Annotated in this window: 16 protein-coding genes and 2 tRNA genes; 12 read left to right on the top strand and 6 right to left on the bottom strand. The window is 63.4% G+C overall.

Translation table 11 applies throughout. The features are described from left to right. Positions 1–144: 144 nt before the first annotated feature. Entirely contained in the window at positions 145–804 is a 660-nt protein-coding gene (locus ABEA12_RS18490; protein WP_210100991.1) for a DUF8185 domain-containing protein, read from the top strand. Positions 805–846: 42 nt separating this feature from the next. On the opposite strand, the gene ABEA12_RS18485 is transcribed toward ABEA12_RS18490, so the two are convergent. The 4 genes from ABEA12_RS18485 to pepN all read right to left on the bottom strand — a co-directional run bounded on the left by ABEA12_RS18485 (position 847) and on the right by pepN (position 5,380). After that, complete coding sequence (locus tag ABEA12_RS18485; RefSeq protein WP_425571807.1) at positions 847–1,275, bottom strand: globin; 429 nt, start codon at positions 1,273–1,275, stop codon at positions 847–849. A 200-nt stretch (positions 1,276–1,475) separates the two neighbouring features. After that, positions 1,476–2,261, bottom strand: a complete 786-nt coding sequence (locus ABEA12_RS18480) for a DNA alkylation repair protein (RefSeq protein WP_210100990.1) — start codon at positions 2,259–2,261, stop codon at positions 1,476–1,478. Between the two features lie 4 nt (positions 2,262–2,265). After that, the gene (locus ABEA12_RS18475; protein WP_210100989.1) at positions 2,266–2,739 is read right to left on the bottom strand and encodes an OsmC family protein; all 474 of its coding nucleotides are present in this window, start codon (positions 2,737–2,739) and stop codon (positions 2,266–2,268) included. An 82-nt stretch (positions 2,740–2,821) separates the two neighbouring features. After that, entirely contained in the window at positions 2,822–5,380 is a 2,559-nt protein-coding gene (gene pepN / locus ABEA12_RS18470; RefSeq protein ID WP_210100988.1) for an aminopeptidase N, read from the bottom strand. A gap of 165 nt (positions 5,381–5,545) precedes the next feature. Here pepN and ABEA12_RS18465 point away from each other — a divergent pair, with 165 nt between their 5' ends. From ABEA12_RS18465 to ABEA12_RS18450, 4 genes are all read left to right on the top strand, one after another. Further along, a complete protein-coding gene (locus tag ABEA12_RS18465) occupies positions 5,546–6,388 on the top strand; it encodes an aspartate dehydrogenase domain-containing protein (RefSeq protein WP_210100987.1) in 843 nt (280 codons plus the stop codon). A 114-nt stretch (positions 6,389–6,502) separates the two neighbouring features. Continuing rightward, entirely contained in the window at positions 6,503–7,345 is an 843-nt protein-coding gene (locus ABEA12_RS18460) for a DUF1648 domain-containing protein (RefSeq protein ID WP_345469241.1), read from the top strand. A gap of 186 nt (positions 7,346–7,531) precedes the next feature. After that, a complete protein-coding gene (locus ABEA12_RS18455) occupies positions 7,532–8,005 on the top strand; it encodes a ribose-5-phosphate isomerase (RefSeq protein WP_210100985.1) in 474 nt (157 codons plus the stop codon). Positions 8,006–8,024: 19 nt separating this feature from the next. After that, positions 8,025–8,978 (top strand): Fpg/Nei family DNA glycosylase, encoded by a 954-nt coding sequence (locus tag ABEA12_RS18450; protein ID WP_210100984.1) that lies wholly within the window; start codon positions 8,025–8,027, stop codon positions 8,976–8,978. Here the strand turns inward: ABEA12_RS18450 and ABEA12_RS18445 are convergent. After that, a complete protein-coding gene (locus ABEA12_RS18445) occupies positions 8,975–10,369 on the bottom strand; it encodes an MFS transporter (protein ID WP_345469237.1) in 1,395 nt (464 codons plus the stop codon). The two genes, ABEA12_RS18450 and ABEA12_RS18445, sit on opposite strands and share 4 nt — an antisense overlap. Before the next feature lie 526 nt (positions 10,370–10,895). Between ABEA12_RS18445 and ABEA12_RS18440 the strand changes: the two genes are divergently transcribed. The 7 genes from ABEA12_RS18440 (at position 10,896) to ABEA12_RS18410 (ending at position 16,587) form a co-directional block, all read left to right on the top strand. Then, a tRNA-Gly gene (locus ABEA12_RS18440) sits at positions 10,896–10,969 on the top strand. A gap of 323 nt (positions 10,970–11,292) precedes the next feature. Further along, positions 11,293–11,367: transfer RNA gene (locus ABEA12_RS18435), tRNA-Pro, on the top strand. Positions 11,368–11,452: 85 nt separating this feature from the next. Beyond that, complete coding sequence (gene tig / locus ABEA12_RS18430; protein WP_210100982.1) at positions 11,453–12,841, top strand: trigger factor; 1,389 nt, start codon at positions 11,453–11,455, stop codon at positions 12,839–12,841. Positions 12,842–13,117: 276 nt separating this feature from the next. Beyond that, positions 13,118–13,714, top strand: coding sequence for an ATP-dependent Clp protease proteolytic subunit (locus ABEA12_RS18425; protein WP_210102573.1), 597 nt, complete (start codon positions 13,118–13,120; stop codon positions 13,712–13,714). A gap of 44 nt (positions 13,715–13,758) precedes the next feature. Next, positions 13,759–14,421, top strand: coding sequence for an ATP-dependent Clp protease proteolytic subunit (locus ABEA12_RS18420; RefSeq protein ID WP_210100981.1), 663 nt, complete (start codon positions 13,759–13,761; stop codon positions 14,419–14,421). 165 nt (positions 14,422–14,586) lie between these two features. Further along, a complete protein-coding gene (clpX, locus tag ABEA12_RS18415; RefSeq protein ID WP_210100980.1) occupies positions 14,587–15,879 on the top strand; it encodes an ATP-dependent Clp protease ATP-binding subunit ClpX in 1,293 nt (430 codons plus the stop codon). An 84-nt stretch (positions 15,880–15,963) separates the two neighbouring features. Continuing rightward, a complete protein-coding gene (locus tag ABEA12_RS18410; RefSeq protein ID WP_210100979.1) occupies positions 15,964–16,587 on the top strand; it encodes a mycothiol-dependent nitroreductase Rv2466c family protein in 624 nt (207 codons plus the stop codon). A gap of 249 nt (positions 16,588–16,836) precedes the next feature. Here ABEA12_RS18410 and valS read toward each other — a convergent pair whose 3' ends face one another. After that, entirely contained in the window at positions 16,837–19,464 is a 2,628-nt protein-coding gene (gene valS, locus ABEA12_RS18405; protein ID WP_210100978.1) for a valine--tRNA ligase, read from the bottom strand. Positions 19,465–19,519: the final 55 nt, after the last annotated feature.

Genomic DNA, 19,519 nt, shown 5'->3' with positions numbered 1-19,519 from the left:
CGCCCCGAGGAGTTGTTCGGCGTATCGACGCCCTGTTCCGCCGTTGGGGAAAATCCGATGGGGCCACGCCGTACCGACGCCGTGTTCAGCCGTCGGGGGAAGACTGATTGAGCCCGGCCGCTTCGAACATGAAAGTATGGTGGCATGGCAAGTGAAACCGTTGTACTTGAGGATCAGGAAACCGTTGCGGATCTGACCACGTTCCTGGCACGCGCTCGATCGATCGAGGACGGGGCGGTCATGATGCACGCCGCGGGCAACGCCCTGGCGTTGTACGTGCCGGTGCTCTATCCGGAGTTTCTTGGCAATGCGGTTCCCACGGTGTTGGGGATGCGCGCTGTGCGGCTCTCGGTGCCAGCCAAGACACAGGGCGTGTACGCCATCTCCGCATTGACCGACAGATTGGCCCGCATGGGCGAGGAGTTGCTGGAACTTTCCGTGCCGCCGACGGAGGTCAAGGCGTCATGGACCGGCCAGCAGGTGCCTCGGGGCGGCTGGGAGCAGCAAGGGATACTGGACGACGATATGTTGGTCACCGAGGCGCTGCGCGGAATGAGCGTGGTGGCGCAGGCGCTACCGGCAAACGCCGGCAGTCCCGTGCTCAAATCGGTGCGCGCCAGGATCTGGTCCACGACGGTCGAGGGAGTGGGTACACCGACGCCACTTGCCGTGGCCTTCGGGGCCCATGCGCTGGGGTTCCTTCGTGCGGGGGAGGCCTCCACACTGTATTCATCCGGCCAGTGGCTGCGCCTGAGCAGCGGCGGCGGGCATATGCTGGCACGGCAGGGCGGAATCTTGGGCTGAGGTCCGGAGTCAGGTGGCGGACCCCGGGACCTCGGATCGGGGCTACTGGTCCGGTGCGTTCACCAGCGAGTGGGCTGCCCGGTCGAAGTAGTCCCAGAGGGTCTCCTCTTGCAAAGGCGGCAATCCCAAGGAGTCCACGGCAAAGCGCATGTGCTTGAGCCAGACATCTCGGTTGTGGGAATTGATCGTGTAGGGATGGTGGCGCATGCGCAGGCGTGGGTGGCCGCGTCGTTCGCTGTAGGTTTTCGGCCCACCCCAATATTGTTCCAGGAACAACTGCAGGCGCATGGCGGCCGGGCGCAGGTCTTGCTCCGGGTACATGGCACGGAACTCAAGGTCCTCGGCAACGGAGTCGTAGAAGCTTTCCGTGAGTTTGCGGAAGGTTTCCCGACCGCCGACCTGTGCGTAGAAAGTGCCCTCATAGTCGGATGGTTCGTGCTCGTCGCCGGGAGTGATCCGGCCCTCGGGCAGATTCGTCTTCAGGGATTCCCCAACCGGTCGCAATTGGCCTGGCTCCTGGCCGAAGGGGCGAAGCTGGCCGACGTTTTCACCGAAACGAGTGCTGACCGGCAACAAAGCCGGTTCTGTCGTGGTGGATTCTTGCTCGGGAAGGTTCTCGTTCACAGTGCGTCCTTTCAGTTCCCCGGCAACGGCCCGGGATGCTTCTTGGCTTATTGTCTCGCGGATGCATCGCGGATCCGAGGGCTTTCGCGCAGGGCGTTAGAGTCGGCCGGGTCCGCCACGGAGGGATCGCCCAGATGCTTCAATGCTTCACGCAAGGCTAGCGGTGTCATTGCTTCTTGGTGGTCCCGGACCCACGAAAGCACCCATTGCGGGTCGGTCTTGCCATATTGGCGAAGCGCCCAGCCCATGGCCTTGCCGATGAAGTACTCCCGGTCTCCCAAGTTGGGCAGCAGGGCTGCAGCGAGCAGGTCTGTGTCGGTGTCGAGGCCAAGATGGAGTTGGCAGATTATCGACTGTCGACGTTTCCACATGTTGGGATCATTCGACCATGAACGCATCAATGCGCCGATGACCCTCGGGCGGGCAAGCAGAAGCTGCCCGTAGGGCCGCGAGCATCCGTCGACGATGTCCCACCACGCACCTTGGATGATCATCCGTTCATAGAGCGGAAGGAACTCGAGACGCCCGCGACAGGTTGCAGCGGCACAGATTTCCTGTGCGGCGTACCAGTGCTCGCGGTGCGTTGCCTCAGACCAGATTTCGGTGGCCAGCGCCAACCGGTCTTCGGCGCTGCGGATGCCAAGCTCCCGGACGAAAAAGCGCGTGATGCGGCGCATCTGCGGTATCGGCACGCCCAAGAAAGGCTGGGCGGTTTTCATGTACGCCTGTGCGGAGACCGACCGGCCGGGCAGCACCGACGGAAGCAGCGCTGCGGTGAGCAGGTCCAGCAAAGCGGTGTCGCAGGTGGCGCCCCGCCAAGTGCCGGTGCCCATGGGGTCAGGCCTCCGGTGCCGTGGGGTGGTGGTGGACGGGAAAGTTTACGCTGCGGGCGATGAAGCACACCGCGTTGGCCTTGGCATGCAGCGAATCGGCCAGCTCTCGATTGGTTTCGTCTGCCAGTGCCACCCTTGGGGACAGGTTTGCCTCCAGGAACTCCCCGCTGCCGTCGCGGTTCAGCCGCAGCACCCCGGAAGCGGCGTCGTCGTAGCCGGTAACCACGACCCCATGCTTCACCGCCATATGCAGGTAGGAGAGCATGTGGCATTGGCTTAATGCGCCGAGCAGCAGCTGCTCCGGATTCCACCGGTCCTTGTCCCCGTGAAATGTCGGGTCTGCGGTGCCGAGCAGATCGGGCAGGCCGGCTGCACGGATCACATGGTCGCGTCCGTAGCCGCGGTAGCCGGAGGTGCCTTCTCCACGGTTACCGGTCCAGGAAATGTCAACGTGATATTCGTGCAGTGCCATGTTCATGTTCCCATTCTCGCCGACGCGGGCCGGTGCCGGTGTATGCGGCGCACCGGCGCCGGCCTGCAGCGGGCTGTGGTGGAGCCGGTCAGTGAGCGGTCCCCTCGGCGTCCGCTGCCTGAGCGGCCAGTGCCCGGACCACGGATTCGCGGCTTTCGACGATCAGCCGATGCAGCGCAGGGGATGAATCGCCTAGGGCGCCCAAGAACGCGTCCGTCGTGGCAAGGGTGGACTCGCTGACCTGGGCGGAGGGGTAAAGCCCGGTGGCGATCTGCTGGGCGATCTCGTAGCTCTTGGACTTCCACACCGTGCCCACGGAGGCGAAGTACTCCTCGAGGTAGGAAGAAATCAGCTTCGGATCGTGCACCCGGTTGAATCCGGAGATGGCGGCGCGCTGCTCCAGGTTTGAGAGCGTCCCGGCGATCACCGCATCCCATGCTGTGCGCTTGGCCTCCGCCGTCGGGATTGCGGCACGGGCAGTGTGGGCGGCCAGCTGGCCGGTGGAGGTGGCATCGCGCACCAGCTCGGCCTCGATGGCCGCGGCCTCGGCGCGGCCCCCGGCGCACAGGGACGTCAGCAGGTCCCAACGCAAGTCCGCATCCACGGTAAGACCCTCAAGCTCAATCGTTGCGCTGAGCAGGGCCCCCACGGCGTCGAGCTGTGCCCCGGTATGCGCCAGGTTGGCGAACGCCGTGGTGAACTGCAGTTGCGCATCGGATCCTGCCTTGGCATCCCGGGCCAGTTCCCACAGCCTGTCTGCCGTTGCACGGCGGGCGGCAGGCGCGTGGCCTCGGTCGATGTAGTAGTCAAGGGCCGTGTTGAGCTGGCGCAACAGCACCATGACCACGGTGGAGTCCGTCTCGTGCCCGATGTTTCCCAGCACGAGCTCGACGAAGTCGCGGGCCGGGGTTTCGGCATCGCGCACCGCGTCCCACACGGCCGACCAGACGAGGGTGCGCGGCAACGAGTCGGTGAAATCCTTCAGGTGCTCGGTGGCGGTTGCCAGCGACGAGGCGTCGAGGCGGATTTTGGTGTAGGCCAGATCGTCGTCGTTGACCAGCACCAGGTCCGGGCGCTTGCGGCCCACCAATGCCGGGACGTCGGTGGTTTCCCCGGCGACGTCCAGTTCTTCGCGATGCACCCGCATCAGGGACCCGGAGCTGTCAAGGTCGTAGAAACCCACGGCCAGGCGGTGCGGGCGGATCACCGGGTGTTCCTCGATCGCGCTCTGGTCGATGGCGAAGGAGGTGATCACGGAGGAAGCATCGGTTTCGATACGGGCGCGCAGCGTGTTGACCCCCGCCGTTTCCAGCCACAACTTGGACCATTGTGAAAGGTCGCGACCCGAGGCGGCCTCGAGCTCGCGCATCAAGTCGGGCAGCTCGGTGTTCGTCCAGGCGTGCTTGTCGAAGTACTGGCGAACCCCTGCCATGAACTGCTCCTGGCCCACCCAGGCAACCAGCTGGCGCAACACGGAGGCACCCTTGGCGTAGGTGATGCCGTCGAAGTTCACCAACACGTCTTCGAGGTCGTTGATCTCGGCCTTGATCGGATGCGTGGATGGCAGCTGGTCCTGGCGGTAGGCCCAGTTTTTTTCCAGGATGTTGAACGTGGTCCACGACGAGGTGAATTCGGTGTTCTGCGCTGCGGCAAGGGTGGACATGAACTCCGCAAAGGACTCGTTGAGCCACAGGTCGTTCCACCAGCGCATGGTCACCAGGTCCCCGAACCACATATGTGCCAGTTCGTGCAGCACGGTGATGGCACGGCGTTCGACCATGGCCTCGGTCGGACGGGAGCGGAAGATGTAGGATTCCAGGAACGTCACGGCCCCGGCGTTTTCCATGGCTCCGGCGTTGAACTCGGGGACGAAGAGCTGGTCGTACTTCTCAAACGGGTACGGCGTGCCGAACTGCTCCTCGAAGAACTCGAAGCCCTGGCGGGTGAGCGTGAAGATGTTCTCCGCATCCAGGTGCTTCATAAGCGAGGCGCGGGCGAAGACACCCAACGGGATGGTCCGTCCGTCGCTGCTGGTGAGTTCCGAACGGACACACTGGTAGGGGCCGGCGATGAGCGCGGTGATGTATGAGGAGATCCGGTCCGTAGGGCTGAACGCCCAGGTCTTGGCACCCTCGTGGGCGTCGAGAGGTTCGGGTGTCGGGGCGTTGGAAATGACGTCCCAGTGCGCCGGCGCGGTGACCGTGAAAGCGAAGGCTGCCTTCAAGTCCGGCTGCTCAAAGACGGCGAACATGCGGCGGGAGTCGGGGACCTCGAACTGCGAGTAGAGGTAGACCTCCGCATCGACCGGGTCCACGAAGCGGTGAAGTCCCTCGCCGGTGTTCATGTAGAGCGCGTCGGCGTCGATGACCAGGGTGTTTTCCGCGGCCAGGTCCGGCAGTGTGATGCGCACTCCGTCAGAGACCTCGGTGGGGTCGAGTTCCACGCCGTTGAGGTTCACCGAGCGCACGCAGGAGGTCACTGCGTCGATGAAGGTGCTGGTGCCTTCGGTGGCCGAGAACCGCACGGTGGTGTGCGAGCCGAAAACCTTGTCGGAAACGGTGAGGTCAAGGACGACCTCGTAGGAGTCGACGTTGACGATTTCTGCCCGGGCTTGTGCTTCTTCGCGGGTGAGGTTCATTCCTGGCATGGTGGACGCAGACGCCTTTCGATCGGGGTAACGAGCAAGTGCTGTTCGTCGGCGGTGGGTCGCACCAAGAAGATGGGTGTGAAGCAAACCTTGAACATTGTGTCCATTCTCTCACCAACACCCCACACAACTGCAAGCCCCTGGAAGTGCTGGTTGGATGGGGGCATGGGAATCGACGTGGTGATACTGGGATACGGGGCGATCGGGCAGGCTGTCCATGGACTGCTCGCTGAGCACCGGAGCGAGGTGCGCGTGCTGGGGGTCATGGACCGCGCTTCCCTGGCCGAAACCGACCACTGCCGAGCCGGCGCACCCGGATCGGACCGTGTGCTTGGGCCTGCCGGGCTTAAGGTGCCGGTGCTCGGACTGTCCCGCGCCATCGAGATCGCAGACCTGGTCATCGAGTGCGCCTCCCCGTCGGCGATTCGCGCCCACGGGCCCAGGATCACCGGCGCCGGTACCGACCTGCTCATTGCTTCGCTTGGGGCGTTGGCCGATGGACGGCTGCACGGAATGCTCACCGCGGGCCCCGGACGCTGCCACCTCTCCACCGGCGCCATCGGGGGACTGGACTTGATCCGGGCCTCGGCCGGAACCATCAAGGCCATCGAACTCGAAACACGCAAGCTGCCCGAGGCGCTGCTGCACCCAGGCCTTCCCGAAAGGCTGCGCGGGAGCATCACCGGGACGACAGACTCCGGCACGCCGAAACTCGTGTTCACCGGTTCGGTACCCGAGGCGGTCCAGAGTTTCCCCTCGAACATCAACGTCGCCGCGGCCCTGGGGCTTGCCGCCGGGAACATGGACCTGGTAGATGTGCGAATCATTGCCGACCCGGGCGCTGTATTGACCAGCCACACCATCACGGTTCGCGGGGACTGCGGAAACTACCGCTTCGAGATCCAGAACTTCCCGGATCCGGAGAACCCGGCCACCAGCGCGCTGACCGCGCGATCGATGGCCTCCGGCGTGCTTCGCCTTGCCGGAAGAGGCTCGCACTTCATCTAGCACTGCTCCCGGACTCTGCGCATTGAGTGAGGTCGAACCAATAAGGCTGATCTGGGTAGGCTCGATGCAGATGCGTACCGCCTTCACCACCTGTGGGTGCTGTCCCTGGCCACCATGGGCACCATGGTGGCCATCCACCTGAGCAGCTCTCTGCTGTGGCGCGAGCGGCTGCCTGAGCCCATGGCGACGCACTGGTCCGGAACCGGAGTGGCCGACGGCACCGGCTCCCTGGCCACATACCTGCTTCTGGGTGTCTTCACCCTGGTGCTGCCGGGCATCCTGGTGCCTTTTGCCGCCTGCGCCATGGCAGGCAGCCGCGCCGGGAAGCCGGTGCTCTCGGGCTTGGGCAACGGACTGCTGGTCTCCATCGCGGGCCTGTTCCTTTCCGGGAAAGTGGGGCAGCTTGATGCGCCACAAGCCCTGGGAACGCGTATGAACGCCCCGGTGCTCATTGGAGCGCTCGTCGTGGCAATCCTCTGGGGAACGGGCTCGGCACTCCTGATCCGCGGAGCATGCCCGCCCCGTGCGGTGCCCGAACCAGCCACCACGGCCGAGGACCTTTCGGGGCAGCGGTCCTTAGCCCCCGGCTCTGCGATTTCATCCACCGTGCGCGGCTCGGCCTGGTTTCTGGCCTTTCTGGCTGCCTTCGCGGCTGGCATGGCGGTGGTGGCGGTCCTCGAATGGAAAGACAGCCCAGCGACATCCTGGTCACTGGTCCCCGGCGTCGTGATCGTGGTGGTTTCCGGGGTGGTTTTCATGACCGGGCAAGTCGTCGCTGACGACGCGGGCCTCCGCGCCTACGCCGGAGGATTCCTCAAGTTGCTGCACGTCCGGCCGGAGGACATCGAGATGGCGGAGGCCAGGGAAATCACGCGGGCGAATTCGGAGGCTGGGGCCCGCGCAACAGCGGCGCGGGTGTTGCTTTCATCGTCCGCGCCGGGCCAGGTGTCATCGTGATCCGCAAGCACGCCGGGGCGCGCATCTACTCGGTGGCCACGATGGATGACGCCCTGGCCATGGCAGGGCTGCTCAACTCCCTCGCCGCAAGGCAGCACCCGGGTCGGTCATGAACCTCGTGTCCCGCAGGGGGCCCCGCTAGGCTGGTTCCTGCACCCCGACAACCACCGTCTAAGGACTTTTCACATGCGCGTTCACATCGCCACCGACCATGCCGGCCTCGAGCTCAGCGCCCACCTCATCGAGGACCTGGGTGCCAAGGGCTTCGAGATGATCGACCACGGACCCACCGCCTATGACGCCGAGGACGACTACCCCGCCTTCTGCATCAATGCCGCGCTGGCCGTCGTTGCCGACCGTGCGTCCGGCATGGACTCGCTGGGCATCGTGCTCGGTGGCTCGGGAAACGGCGAGCAGATCGCCGCCAACAAGGTTCTTGGCGTTCGCGCAGCACTGGCATGGAATCTGGACACCGCCCGCCTGGCCCGCGAGCACAACGACGCCAATGTCGTTGCCGTCGGCGGGCGCCAGCATTCCATTGAAGAGGCAACCGGCATTATCGAGGCGTTCCTCACCGAGCCATTCTCCAACGTCGAACGTCACATCCGCCGCATTTCAAAAATCGCCACCTACGAGGAAACCGGCGAGGTCGTGGCCTAGCCCAAGGCCGCCCGAACCTATGCCTGAAGGCCACTCCGTACACCGCCTTGCCCGCCAATTCGACGATGTCTTTGGCGGGCAGGTCCTCTGTGTCTCCTCCCCGCAGGGCCGATTCGCCCCTGGCGCCCGGCTGATCGACGGACACCGGCTGGTGTCTTCGCATGCCCACGGCAAGCAACTCTTCCTGGGCTTCGAGAACGAGCTGGTGCTGCGCGTGCACCTTGGCCTCTACGGTGCGTGGAGCTTCGGCGGGGATGAAGAATTCTCCGGGGCATCCTCCATCGGCGCCCCGCGCAAGGTGGGGGAGAGCGAACAGGGCCCGGATACCGGGGAAGGGCCATATGCCGGGCCCCCGGAACCGGTTGGACAGGTCCGGGCCAGGCTGGTCTCCGCGCACGGCTGGGCCGATGTGCGAGGGCCCAGCGCCTGCGAGGTCCTCACCATCGAACAAGCCGCGCTCATCCGCACCAAGCTCGGCCCCGATCCGCTCACCGCAGCAGCCGGGGAGTTCGAGCAGTCCAAGGGCCGCGGTACCCCCGCCGGGCACCAGTCCGCGGCCCGGGCAGCACGCAAGGAGTTCGTTTCCCGCCTAGCCGCCAGGAGGACCCCGGTCGGAATCGCATTGATGGACCAGTCGCTGCTGGCCGGGGTGGGGAACATCTACCGTGCCGAAACGCTGTTCCGCACCCGCCTTGATCCGTTCAAGCCAAGCAGCAAGATCTCCTCGCGCAAGGCGGGGGTGCTGTGGGATGACATCGTGGCGATCATGGCCGACGGGGTGCGCGACGGGAAGATCATCACCACCCACCCCGAACACCGTGGCGAGGGCCCGGTGTGGCCGGAGAACGCCTACTACACCTACCAGCGCCAGGGCCGCACCTGCCGCTTGTGCACCGGGCAGATCTCGATGGCCGAGGCCGCCGGACGCAAGCTCTACTGGTGTCCGGACTGCCAGCGGCCCGCCCGCGACTAAGCCTTCGTTTCCGCGGGTACCTTCGCCGGTTTTCCGTGGACGCGCTCAAGCTTGCCGTGACGCGGAATCAGCCAGGTGAGCACGATGGACAGCAGTGAGGCACCCATGGCAATGCCGAATGCCACCCGGAACCCGTTCATCGTCGGGACCGCCAAGGGGCCGGAGCCCACGCTCATGGCGGCCAGGACAACGCCCATCACTGCGGCGGAGCTTGAGGTGCCCACCGCACGCATCAGTGCGTTCAGCACGTTGGCTGCGGCGGACTCGGATTGCTTCACCGCTCCCATGATCAGGCTCGGCATCGCGGCATAGGCCAGCCCGATCCCGGCGCCGATGATCATCGAGGAGACCAGGATGTGCCAGGCCTGGGAGTTGAGCAGCAACACCAGCACGTATCCGAGGCCGATCACCAAGGAACCGAGCATCAGCGTTGTCTTGGGCCCGCGGCGGGCCGAAATCCGTGCTGAGACCGGCGAGAGCGCCATCATCACCAGTCCGCCGGGGAAGAGCACCAGTCCGGTCTGCACCATGTCGAAGCCCAGCCCGTAGCCGGTGGATGCCGGGGCCATCAACAGCTGCGGGAACACCAGCGTCATCACGTACATGGCGAAGCCCACGGCCACCGATGCCAGGTTGGTGAAAAGCACCGGCGCCCTTCCGGCCACCCGCAGGTCAACCAGCGGGGACTTGATGCGCAGTTCATAGAAGCCCCAGAGCACCAACACAAGCACCGAGCCGCCCAGCATGCCCAGCGTCAGCGGGCTGGACCAGCCCCACGTGGAGCCCTTGGAAACGGGCAGCAGGAGGGAAACCAGTCCGATGCACAGGACCAGGGCCCCGGCCAGGTCGAACCGGGCAGGGGCGCGCAGCGAGGAGGCCGGCAACACCGTCAGCACCAGCACCAGGCACAGCGCACCGAGTCCGGCCGCCACCCAGAACAGGGTGTGCCAATTGGCGTACTGGGCGATGACGGCCGCCAGCGGAAGGCCGATCGCCCCGCCCACGCCCATCGTTGCGCTCATCGTGGCGATCGCGGCCCCGACCTTTTCGCGTGGCAATTCATCACGAAGGATGCTGATGCCCAACGGGATCGCCCCCATTGCCATGCCTTGCAGCGCCCGGCCGATGACCATCGGCCACACCGATTCGCTCATCGCGGAGATGCCCGATCCGGCCACCAAGACCACCAGCGAGAGCACCAAAAGTCTCCGTTTGCCGTACATGTCGCCTAGCCGCCCGGCGATCGGGGTGATGGCAGCGCCGGAAAGCAGCGTTGCGGTGACCACCCACGAGGCGTCGGAGGGATCGGCATTGAGCATGCTCGGCAATCGGGGGATCAGGGGAACCACCAGGGTTTGCATGAGCGAGACGACGATGCCGACAAAAGCCAACGTGCTGACGATGGCGCGGGGCGAGCGGGTCTTGTCGTTCGGGACGACTGCTGGTGAAGAACGAGGGGGTGCGGTTCGGCGACTGATCTGGTGGCTCCTACTGGGGCAAGGGGATGGGACACATGAGCGGAAAGGCAGGTGCAGTGGCGCTTGCCCCTTCGGCGCGACTCCGGGGCGAAGAGCGCTTATGCATCCTACATAGGTTATGTATGTCCCCTCGGCGACGTGGGTCCCAAACGTGTGCAGCATCACCGGATTCCTCGCGTCCGTAACTGTCCTCGCCCTCGCGGAGTCTCCTGGTTGGACCGGGTTTCCCGTAGTCCTGCCGTTGCTCCCCGGAGGGGTCCGGCTCCAGGGCCATCAAGCTGCGAAAAGCCGCATCGGTCACGATGGTGCCAGGTTAGTTGTGGAGGGTGCGAACTTTGGTGGTGACAAGGATCGCGGTGCTTTTGCGGGCCGATTTGCTTGGTGCGGATTTAGGGTGCTAAGGTTTTGTCCGTTGCCACCGACCAGGTGAAGCAAATGCGGGGATGTAGCTTAATGGTAAAGCCTCAGTTTTCCAAACTGATGACGCGGGTTCGATTCCCGTCATCCCCTCCAAGATGAAATGGCTTGGTTCCCGTAGAGGGAACCAAGCCATTTTTGTTTCACACTTGGCTTTGATACCCCGAAAGAATCCTTACCCGTGCGTCGCTTCTCATCTCTCGATCCACCATGGTGCAGGAGGTTCGCAGCGAGTCCCTATTGCCCCGGGTTACCGGATAAGGCGGAAACATGCGCCATATCCCTTGGGTGGACGCCGAATTTTGTTTTCGGGCGAATGCTTGTATGGTTGATCAGCGCCGTTGACGAAATCCAAACTTCTGGTCGACGGCCGATTAGTGGAAACACGCAAATTCTGCATAGACTGTTTCTGCGCTAATCGGGGTGTAGCTCAGCTTGGCTAGAGCGCGCGCTTTGGGAGCGTGAGGTCGCAGGTTCGACTCCTGTCACCCCGACTCAGTACCTTCGACCCCGCAACGGTTACCGTTGCGGGGTTGAAGTCCACTTAGACCAAACATCACACACCAGGAGTGCAACGCTGTGAAGAGCGCCGTCGAAAACCTCAACCCCACCCGGGTCAAGCTCACCGTTGAAGTTCCCTACGAGGAACTGAAACCGCGCATTGAAGAGGCGTACAAGACCATCGCCAAGCAGATCCAGGTTCCCGGCTTCCGCGCCGGCAAGGTTCCGGCCCGCATGATCGACCAGCGAGTCGGCCGTGGCCACGTCCTGGAGACTGCCATTAACGAAGGCATGAACACCTACTACCAGGAAGCCGTCACGCAGAACGAAATCGTTCCGCTCTCGCGCCCCGAGGTGGAAATCACCGAAACCCCCTCGGCCGAGACCGAAGGTGAAGGCCAGCTGGTTTTCCAGGTCGAGATCGACATCCGCCCCAGCATCGAGCTGCCGGAGTACAAGGGCCTGGAAGTCACCGTGGAAGCCACCGAAGCCGGCGAAGCCGACATCGAGAAGGCACTTGATGACCTGCGCGGCCGCTTCGGCACGCTGAAGTCCATTGATCGCCCGGCAGCAGACCAGGACTTCATCACCCTTGACCTGACCGCGTCCGTCGGAGACGAAGAAGTCGATTCGGCCACCGGCCTTTCCTACCAGGTCGGCTCTGGCACCATGCTTGAGGGCATGGACGAGGCAGTCACCGGCCTCTCGGCAGGCGAAGACGCCACCTTCGAAACGACGCTGGCCGGCGGCGAGCACGCAGGTGCCACCGCACAGGTCAAGGTCACCGTCACCGCAGTCAAGGAGCGCGAGCTTCCCGAGACCAACGACGAATTCGCCCAGCTGGCTTCAGAATTCGACACCATGGACGAGCTGCGCGAGTCGCTTGCCAAGGACGCCGCCGAATCCAAGGTCATGGAGCAGGGCGTCGAGGCCCGCGACCTCGTCCTTGACAAGCTCATGGAACTCGTCGAGGTTCCGGTTCCGGAATCGGTCATCACCGAGCAGGTCGAGCAGCACTTCGAGCAGGGCGCCCACAACGAGGGCGAAGAGCACGACACCGAAGAGCACCGCACCGAGGTTCGTGAGAACACCGAGAAGGCGTTCAAGAACGAGATCGTGCTCGATGCAGTGGCCGAGGCAGAGAAGGTTGGCGTAGCCCAGTCCGAGCTGATCGACTACATCGTCCAGACCGCAGGCCAGTACGGCATGGATCCGAACGAATTTGCCCAGATGCTTGACGGCGCCGGCCAGGTCCCGATGCTGGTTGGCGAAGTTCGCCGCCGCAAGGCACTTGCCAAGGTCCTGGAACTGGCAGTCGTCACCGACACCAACGGCAACGTCGTTGATTTGAGCGACTTCGTTCGCCCGGCCGGCGAAGACGAGGAATCCGGTGCCTCTGCATCGTCGGCCTCCTCTGCATCGTCGGCCTCCTCGGCCTCCTCCGCTTCGGCGGCATCGGCCAAGTAGCGCGGCACCGCTTCACGCGGGAGTAGCTTCCAAGTGCGGAGCCACCTTCAGAAGGTGGCTCCGCACTTGTATTTAACCCCAGCTTTAAGCCGATGGCGATGCATCGCACAGCTACCATGCGCCGACAGCGAACAGTCGCCCTTGCGCCTCCAAAGTGGTAGGCCAAGGCAGTAATGTTCAAGGAAGTAACGAGCCGTTGGCCCGACGGACAGAACATCGGGGCACGGCATCACGGAGAGGTATCAGAACATGTCCAGTGACTCCCGCACTCCCACTATGGCTTCGGTAGATCCGGCCAATCGTGAGGACTACATCTACAACCGGCTCCTGAAGGAGCGGATCATTTGGCTCGGCTCTGAGGTCCGGGACGACAACGCCAACGCGATCTGCTCCCAGTTGCTCCTGCTCTCGGCAGAAGACCCGGACAAGGACATCTACCTGTACATCAACTCCCCGGGTGGCTCCATCACCGCGGGCATGGCGATCTACGACACCATGCAGTACATTCCCAACGATGTCGTCACCGTGGCAACAGGCCTGGCCGCCTCCATGGGCCAGTTCCTGCTCTCCTCCGGCACCCCTGGTAAGCGCTACGCCACCCCGAACGCACGCATCCTGATGCACCAGCCCTCCGGCGGCATCGGCGGCACCGCCTCGGACATCCGCATCCAGGCCGAACTGATCCTTCACATGAAGAAGGTCATGAGCGAACTGACCGCCACACAGACCGGCCAGAGCGTTGAGACCATCCTGAAGGACAACGAGCGCGACAAGTGGTTCACCGCCACCGACGGCTTAGAATACGGGTTCTTCGACCACATCGCCCAGTCCTCCGGCATCGTTTCCGGTGGCGGCGGGGTCGCAGCGAAGTAGCGCGACGGAATCCGGCAGAACCAATAGATTTTCCAGGAGAAACGATGAACTTCACCCCAGATGCGACCTCCGGCGAGATGCCGTCGGCACGCTACATCCTTCCTCAGTTCGAGGAGCGCACCCCCTACGGGTTCAAACGCCAGGACCCCTACGCGAAGCTGTTCGAAGACCGCATCATCTTCCTTGGTGCCCAGGTCGACGACGCTTCGGCCGACGACGTCATGGCCCAGCTTTTGGTCCTTGAATCCATGGACCCCGAGCGCGACATCACCTTGTACATCAACTCACCAGGTGGCTCGTTCACCGCGATGACCGCGATCTACGACACGATGCAGTTCGTGCGCCCCGAGGTCCAAACGGTATGCCTAGGCCAGGCAGCCAGCGCCGCGGCCGTGCTCCTTGCCGGAGGAACCCCCGGCAAGCGTCTGGCATTGCCCAACGCGCGGATCCTGATCCACCAGCCGTCCATGGGCGGCGGAGAGCGTGGAACCGCATCGGACCTGCAGATCCAGGCCGAAGAGGTCATGCGCATGCGTTCATGGCTCGAATCGACCCTTGCCGGCCACACAAACAAGACACCGGAAGAGATCGGCAACGATATCGAACGCGATCTGTACATGACCGCGGCCGATGCCAAGGAATATGGCTTGATCGACGAAGTCTTGACCCCGCGCAAGATCAAGGCCACGGGCAGCATCACCAGCTAAAGATCGCAAAACGATGAACGGGTGGTCCCGTGAAAGCGCGGAAACGCGAACCACGGGCCGCCCGTTCACCCATTCCGTCGGCACTCTGCCATAGAGTTAAGCCAGTTAAGCATTTCCGGTCTCTCGGACCGGCTTCTTCCGGTACCAGATAAGGGGACCAACACGATGGCACGCATGAGTGAAGGGTCTGATCTGCTCAAGTGTTCCTTCTGCGGCAAGAGCCAGAAGCAGGTTCGCAAGCTAATTGCCGGCCACGGCGTCTATATCTGCACCGAGTGCATCGAGCTCTGCAACGAGATCATCGAAGAAGAGTTGGTCGAGGTCGAAGAGGGTGTTGAGTTCGAGCTGCCCAAGCCGAAGGAAATCTTCGACTCCCTGCAGGAGTACGTGATCGGGCAGGAAAGCGCCAAGCGTTCGCTAGCCGTCGCTGTCTACAACCACTACAAGCGCATCCAGGGCGGTGCGGCCTCGAAATCCGTTTCGACGCTCACCGACACGGACTCTTTCGACGAAGTCGAGGTGTCCAAGTCCAACATCCTGCTCATCGGCCCCACCGGCTGTGGCAAGACGTATCTGGCACAAACGCTCGCCCGCAGGCTCAACGTCCCCTTCGCCGTCGCCGACGCAACGTCGCTGACCGAAGCCGGCTATGTGGGCGAAGACGTGGAGAACATCCTGCTCAAGCTCCTCCAGGCCGCTGACTTCGATGTCAAGAAGGCCGAGCAGGGCATCATCTACATCGACGAGATCGACAAGATCTCGCGCAAGAGCGAGAATCCCTCGATTACCCGAGATGTTTCGGGCGAAGGCGTCCAGCAGGCCTTGCTGAAGATCCTCGAGGGAACCGTTGCCTCAGTGCCGCCGCAGGGCGGACGCAAGCACCCGCACCAGGAGTTCATCCAGTTGGACACCACCAACGTGTTGTTCATCGTTGCCGGTGCCTTTGCCGGGCTTGAAGACATCGTCTCCTCCCGTGCCGGACGCAAGGGGATCGGCTTCGGCGCACCGCTTTCGGCGCTGAAGTCCGAAGAGGCCTCTTACTCCGACGTGAGGCCCGAGGACCTGCTGAAGTTCGGGCTGATCCCCGAATTCATTGGACGCCTGCCGGTGATCAGCACCGTGGAAAAGCTGGACCGCGGAGCGCTGATCAAGATCCTCTCCGAGCCCAAGAACGCGCTGATCAAGCAGTACCAGAAGATGTTCCGCATGGATGACGTGGAACTGACCTTTGAGCAAGGTGCACTCGAAGCAATCGCCGACCAGGCGCTGGCACGTGGCACCGGAGCGCGCGGCCTGCGGGCGATCCTGGAGGAAACCCTCAGCGCCACCATGTTCGAAATGCCCAGCCGCGACGATGTCGCGGAGGTCATCATCACCGAGGACGTAGTGCTCAACGGGGACGAGGCCACCTTGATTTCCTCTCAGCTCGCCGACAAACGCGGCAAGAAGTCCGCCTAGTACCCCACCGCCACCACCTTGGCTTCGTCGCACCACGAGACCGGGGTCCCCGTGGCCATGGAAAGCAATTGAAGGAGCAGTAACTTGTCCGAGAAGACACACGTTGATTTTTGGTTCGATCCAACATGCCCGTTCGCCTGGGCAACCTCTCGTTGGGTGCTGGAAGTGGAGAAGGTGCGCGACGTCGAGATCGCCTGGCACGTCATGTCGCTCTCGGTGCTCAACGAGGGCCGGGACGACATCAGCAAGGAATACCGCGAACACGTGGAAAAGGCCTGGGGTCCTGTCCGTGTCCTGACCGCTGCGGCACAGAAACATGGCAACGATGTCCTAGGGGACCTCTACACCGCCATGGGCGAACTGCTGCATTACGAAAAGGTCTCGGACCTCACCGAGGTCGTGACCCGTTCCTTGGCCACAGTTGGACTGGAGCCGGAACTGGCCGAAGCCGCCAACGGCACCGAGTACGACGTGGCGCTCAAGGCCAGCCACGAGGACGGTATTTCCCGGGTAGGCCAGGAGGTCGGGACCCCGATCATTGCCCTGAACGGCACGGCTTTCTTCGGTCCCGTCATCACCCGGGTACCAACCGGCGAGATTGCCGGAAAGCTCTTTGACTCTGCTGTCGGTCTGGCGTCGTACCCGTATTTCTTTGAGATCAAGCGTTCGAGGACCGAGAGCCCGCAGTTCGACGTCGAGGCCAACTAGCGTTGAGAAAAACATCGTAAACGGCTGTCAATTTGGGTGAGCCCCAATGATCCAAGGCAAGTACAGGACTTAATCAAGAAGATTGGGTCCTGTACTTGCCTTGTTTTCTTTGCGTGCGGATAACTGGAATACGCATCATTGCCGGAATGATCCTGGATGGCAACGACGATGGCGCCGCACCAAACCCCGTCAGGGGGTAAGGATGCGGCGCCATCGTCGTCCGTCAGCGTGAGCCTTCAGGCCGCAGGGTCAGGCTTGGACGGTGTCCTCGGCCGGTGCCAGCACAACATCGCTGACGCTCAACTCGCCCTCTGCGGCAACAAGGGTCACATCGTGCGCATTGCCCGCAGCCAACAGGTCACCGAGTCCTGCACGCAGCAACTCGAGGGTTCCCTCGGGGGCGGAGATGACCCCGGAAAGAACCTCGGTGCGCTGCTTGACCTTGGCCTCGGACTTCGCCTTGCGGATACCCGAGAGCGCCTCGCCGACAACGGGGAGCACAGTGGTGTCTGCGCCCTCGATGGCTCCGGCCAAATGCGCCGAACCCGGCCACGGTGCGCGGTGCACCGAGCCTGCTCGCCACCAACCCCAGACCTCTTCGGTGGCGAAGGGCATGAACGGGGCAAAGAGGCGCAGTACGGCATCAAGCGTGGTGGCCAACGCCGCAAGCACCGATGCTTGTTCCGCTTCGCCGCGTGCACCATAGGCACGGTCCTTGATGAGCTCGACGTAATCGTCGGTGAATGACCAGAAGAACGATTCGGTGATGTCCAGCGCCCGGGCGTAGTCGTAGGCATCGAATGCGCGAGTCGCGTCGTCGATGACTTGGGAGAGCCGGGCCAGCAGGGACTTGTCCAGGCCGTTGGTCACCACGTCTGCGTTGCCGGCGAGCACGTTGGCCTCGGTGGAACCCAAGTTCAGGACGAACTTGGAAGCGTTGAGGATCTTGATCGCCAGCCTGCGACCGATCTTCATCTGGTTGATCTCGTACGCGGTGTCTGCACCCAGCTTGGCGCTGGCCGCCCAATAGCGCACCGCGTCGGACCCGAAGTCGTTGAGCACGTCGGTTGGAACCACCACGTTGCCCTTGGACTTGGACATCTTCTTCCGGTCCGGATCCAGGATCCAACCGGAGATCGCGGCGTGCTTCCACGGGGCGACATCGTGCAGTGCATCGGCACGCACCGCGGTTGAGAAGAGCCAGGTCCTGATGATGTCGTGGCCCTGCGGGCGCAGATCGAAGGGGAAGACCTTGGCGAAGAAGTCCTCGTCCCGAGACCATCGGCCCACGATCTGCGGGGTCAGCGAGCTGGTGGCCCAGGTGTCGAGAACGTCGGCGTCGCCAACGAAACCTCCGGGCTGGTTGCGCGCCGATTCCTCGTATCCCGGGGCGATGTCCGCAGCCGGATCGACCGGCAGCATCTCATCGGTAGGCAACACCGGGTTCTCGTAGTCGGGTTCGGCGGCGTCATCCAACGGGTACCAGACAGGGACCGGTACTCCGAAGAAGCGCTGGCGCGAGACCAGCCAGTCACCGTTCAGGCCAGAGATCCAGTTCTCGTAGCGCGAACGCATGAACGCGGGATGGAATTGGATCTGTTCCCCGCGCTTGATCAAGCGTTCGCGGCGTTCCTCGTCGCGCCCGCCGTTGCGAATGTACCACTGGCGGGAGGAAACGATTTCCAGGGGCTTGTCGCCCTTTTCAAAGAAGTTCACAGGGTGGCTGATCTTCTTGGGTTCGCCGTCTAGCAGGTCGGCTTCGGTGAGCAGTGCTACGACGCCCTCCTTGGCTGAGAATACCGTCTTGCCGGCAATCTTCGCGTAGGCCTCGCGGCCGGCCTCGGTGCTGATCCAGTCGGGGGTCTCGGCGATCACGCGACCGTCGCGGCCGATGATGGCACGGGTCGGCAGCTGCAGCTCGCGCCACCAGGTCACGTCGGTCAAGTCGCCGAAGGTGCAGACCATCGCGATTCCCGACCCCTTGTCGGCCTTTGCCAATGCGTGGGGATAGACGGTGACAGCGACGTCGAAGAGCGGTGAGGTGACGGTCTTGCCGAAGAGCGGCTTGTAGCGGTCGTCATCCGGGTTGGCCACCAGCCCGGCACAGGCTGCAAGCAGCTCGGGGCGGGTGGTCTCGATAAAGATTTGGGTGCCGTCCTCGGCGGTGAACGGGTAGCGGTAATATGCCCCGGGAACTTCGCGGTCCTCGAGCTCCGCCTGGGCAACGGCCGTGCGGAACGTGACGTCCCACAAGGTGGGGGCCTCGGACATGTACGCATCCCCGGCCTTCAGGTTTGCCAGGAAGGCACGCTGCGAAACGGAGCGCGAGACATCGTCGATGGTGCGGTAGGTCAAGTCCCAGTCGACGGACAGTCCAAGGGTTGAAAAGAGGTGCTCGAAGACCTTCTCATCCTCGACTGCCAGTTCCTCGCAAAGCTCGATGAAGTTCTTGCGCGAAACGACGTCCCAGTCGCGCTGGTTCTTCGCCGGAGTCGCCGGCGGGGTGTAGCCCTGGACGTAGTGGTATGTCGGGTCGCAACGCACACCGTAGTAGTTCTGAACCCGGCGCTCGGTGGGAAGCCCGTTGTCGTCCCAGCCCATCGGGTAGAACACGTTCTTCCCGTTCATCCGCTGGTAGCGGGCCAGCACATCAGTCTGCGTGTAAGAGAACATGTGTCCCACATGCAACGAGCCCGAGGCGGTCGGCGGGGGAGTGTCGATCGAGTACACCTGCTCGCGACTGGTGTCGGGATTGAACTTGTAGGTGCCCTGCTCGCGCCACCGGGCGTCGAGGCGTTCCTCCAGGCCCTCAAGAACGGGCTTGTCCGGAACGGAAACGATGACGGGCGTGTCTGTGCCCAAGGTGTCTTCTGCCATGGGTTCCATTCTTCCATGTCTGGGCGTGGTTGCCCCATTTGCGCAGATGTGACGA

Source organism: Paeniglutamicibacter antarcticus (genome assembly GCF_039544305.1).
In the GTDB taxonomy this organism is placed as follows: domain Bacteria; phylum Actinomycetota; class Actinomycetes; order Actinomycetales; family Micrococcaceae; genus Paeniglutamicibacter; species Paeniglutamicibacter antarcticus_C.
The sequence above is the reverse complement of the archived record's forward strand: the minus strand, read 5'-3'. Positions and strand labels throughout refer to the sequence as shown.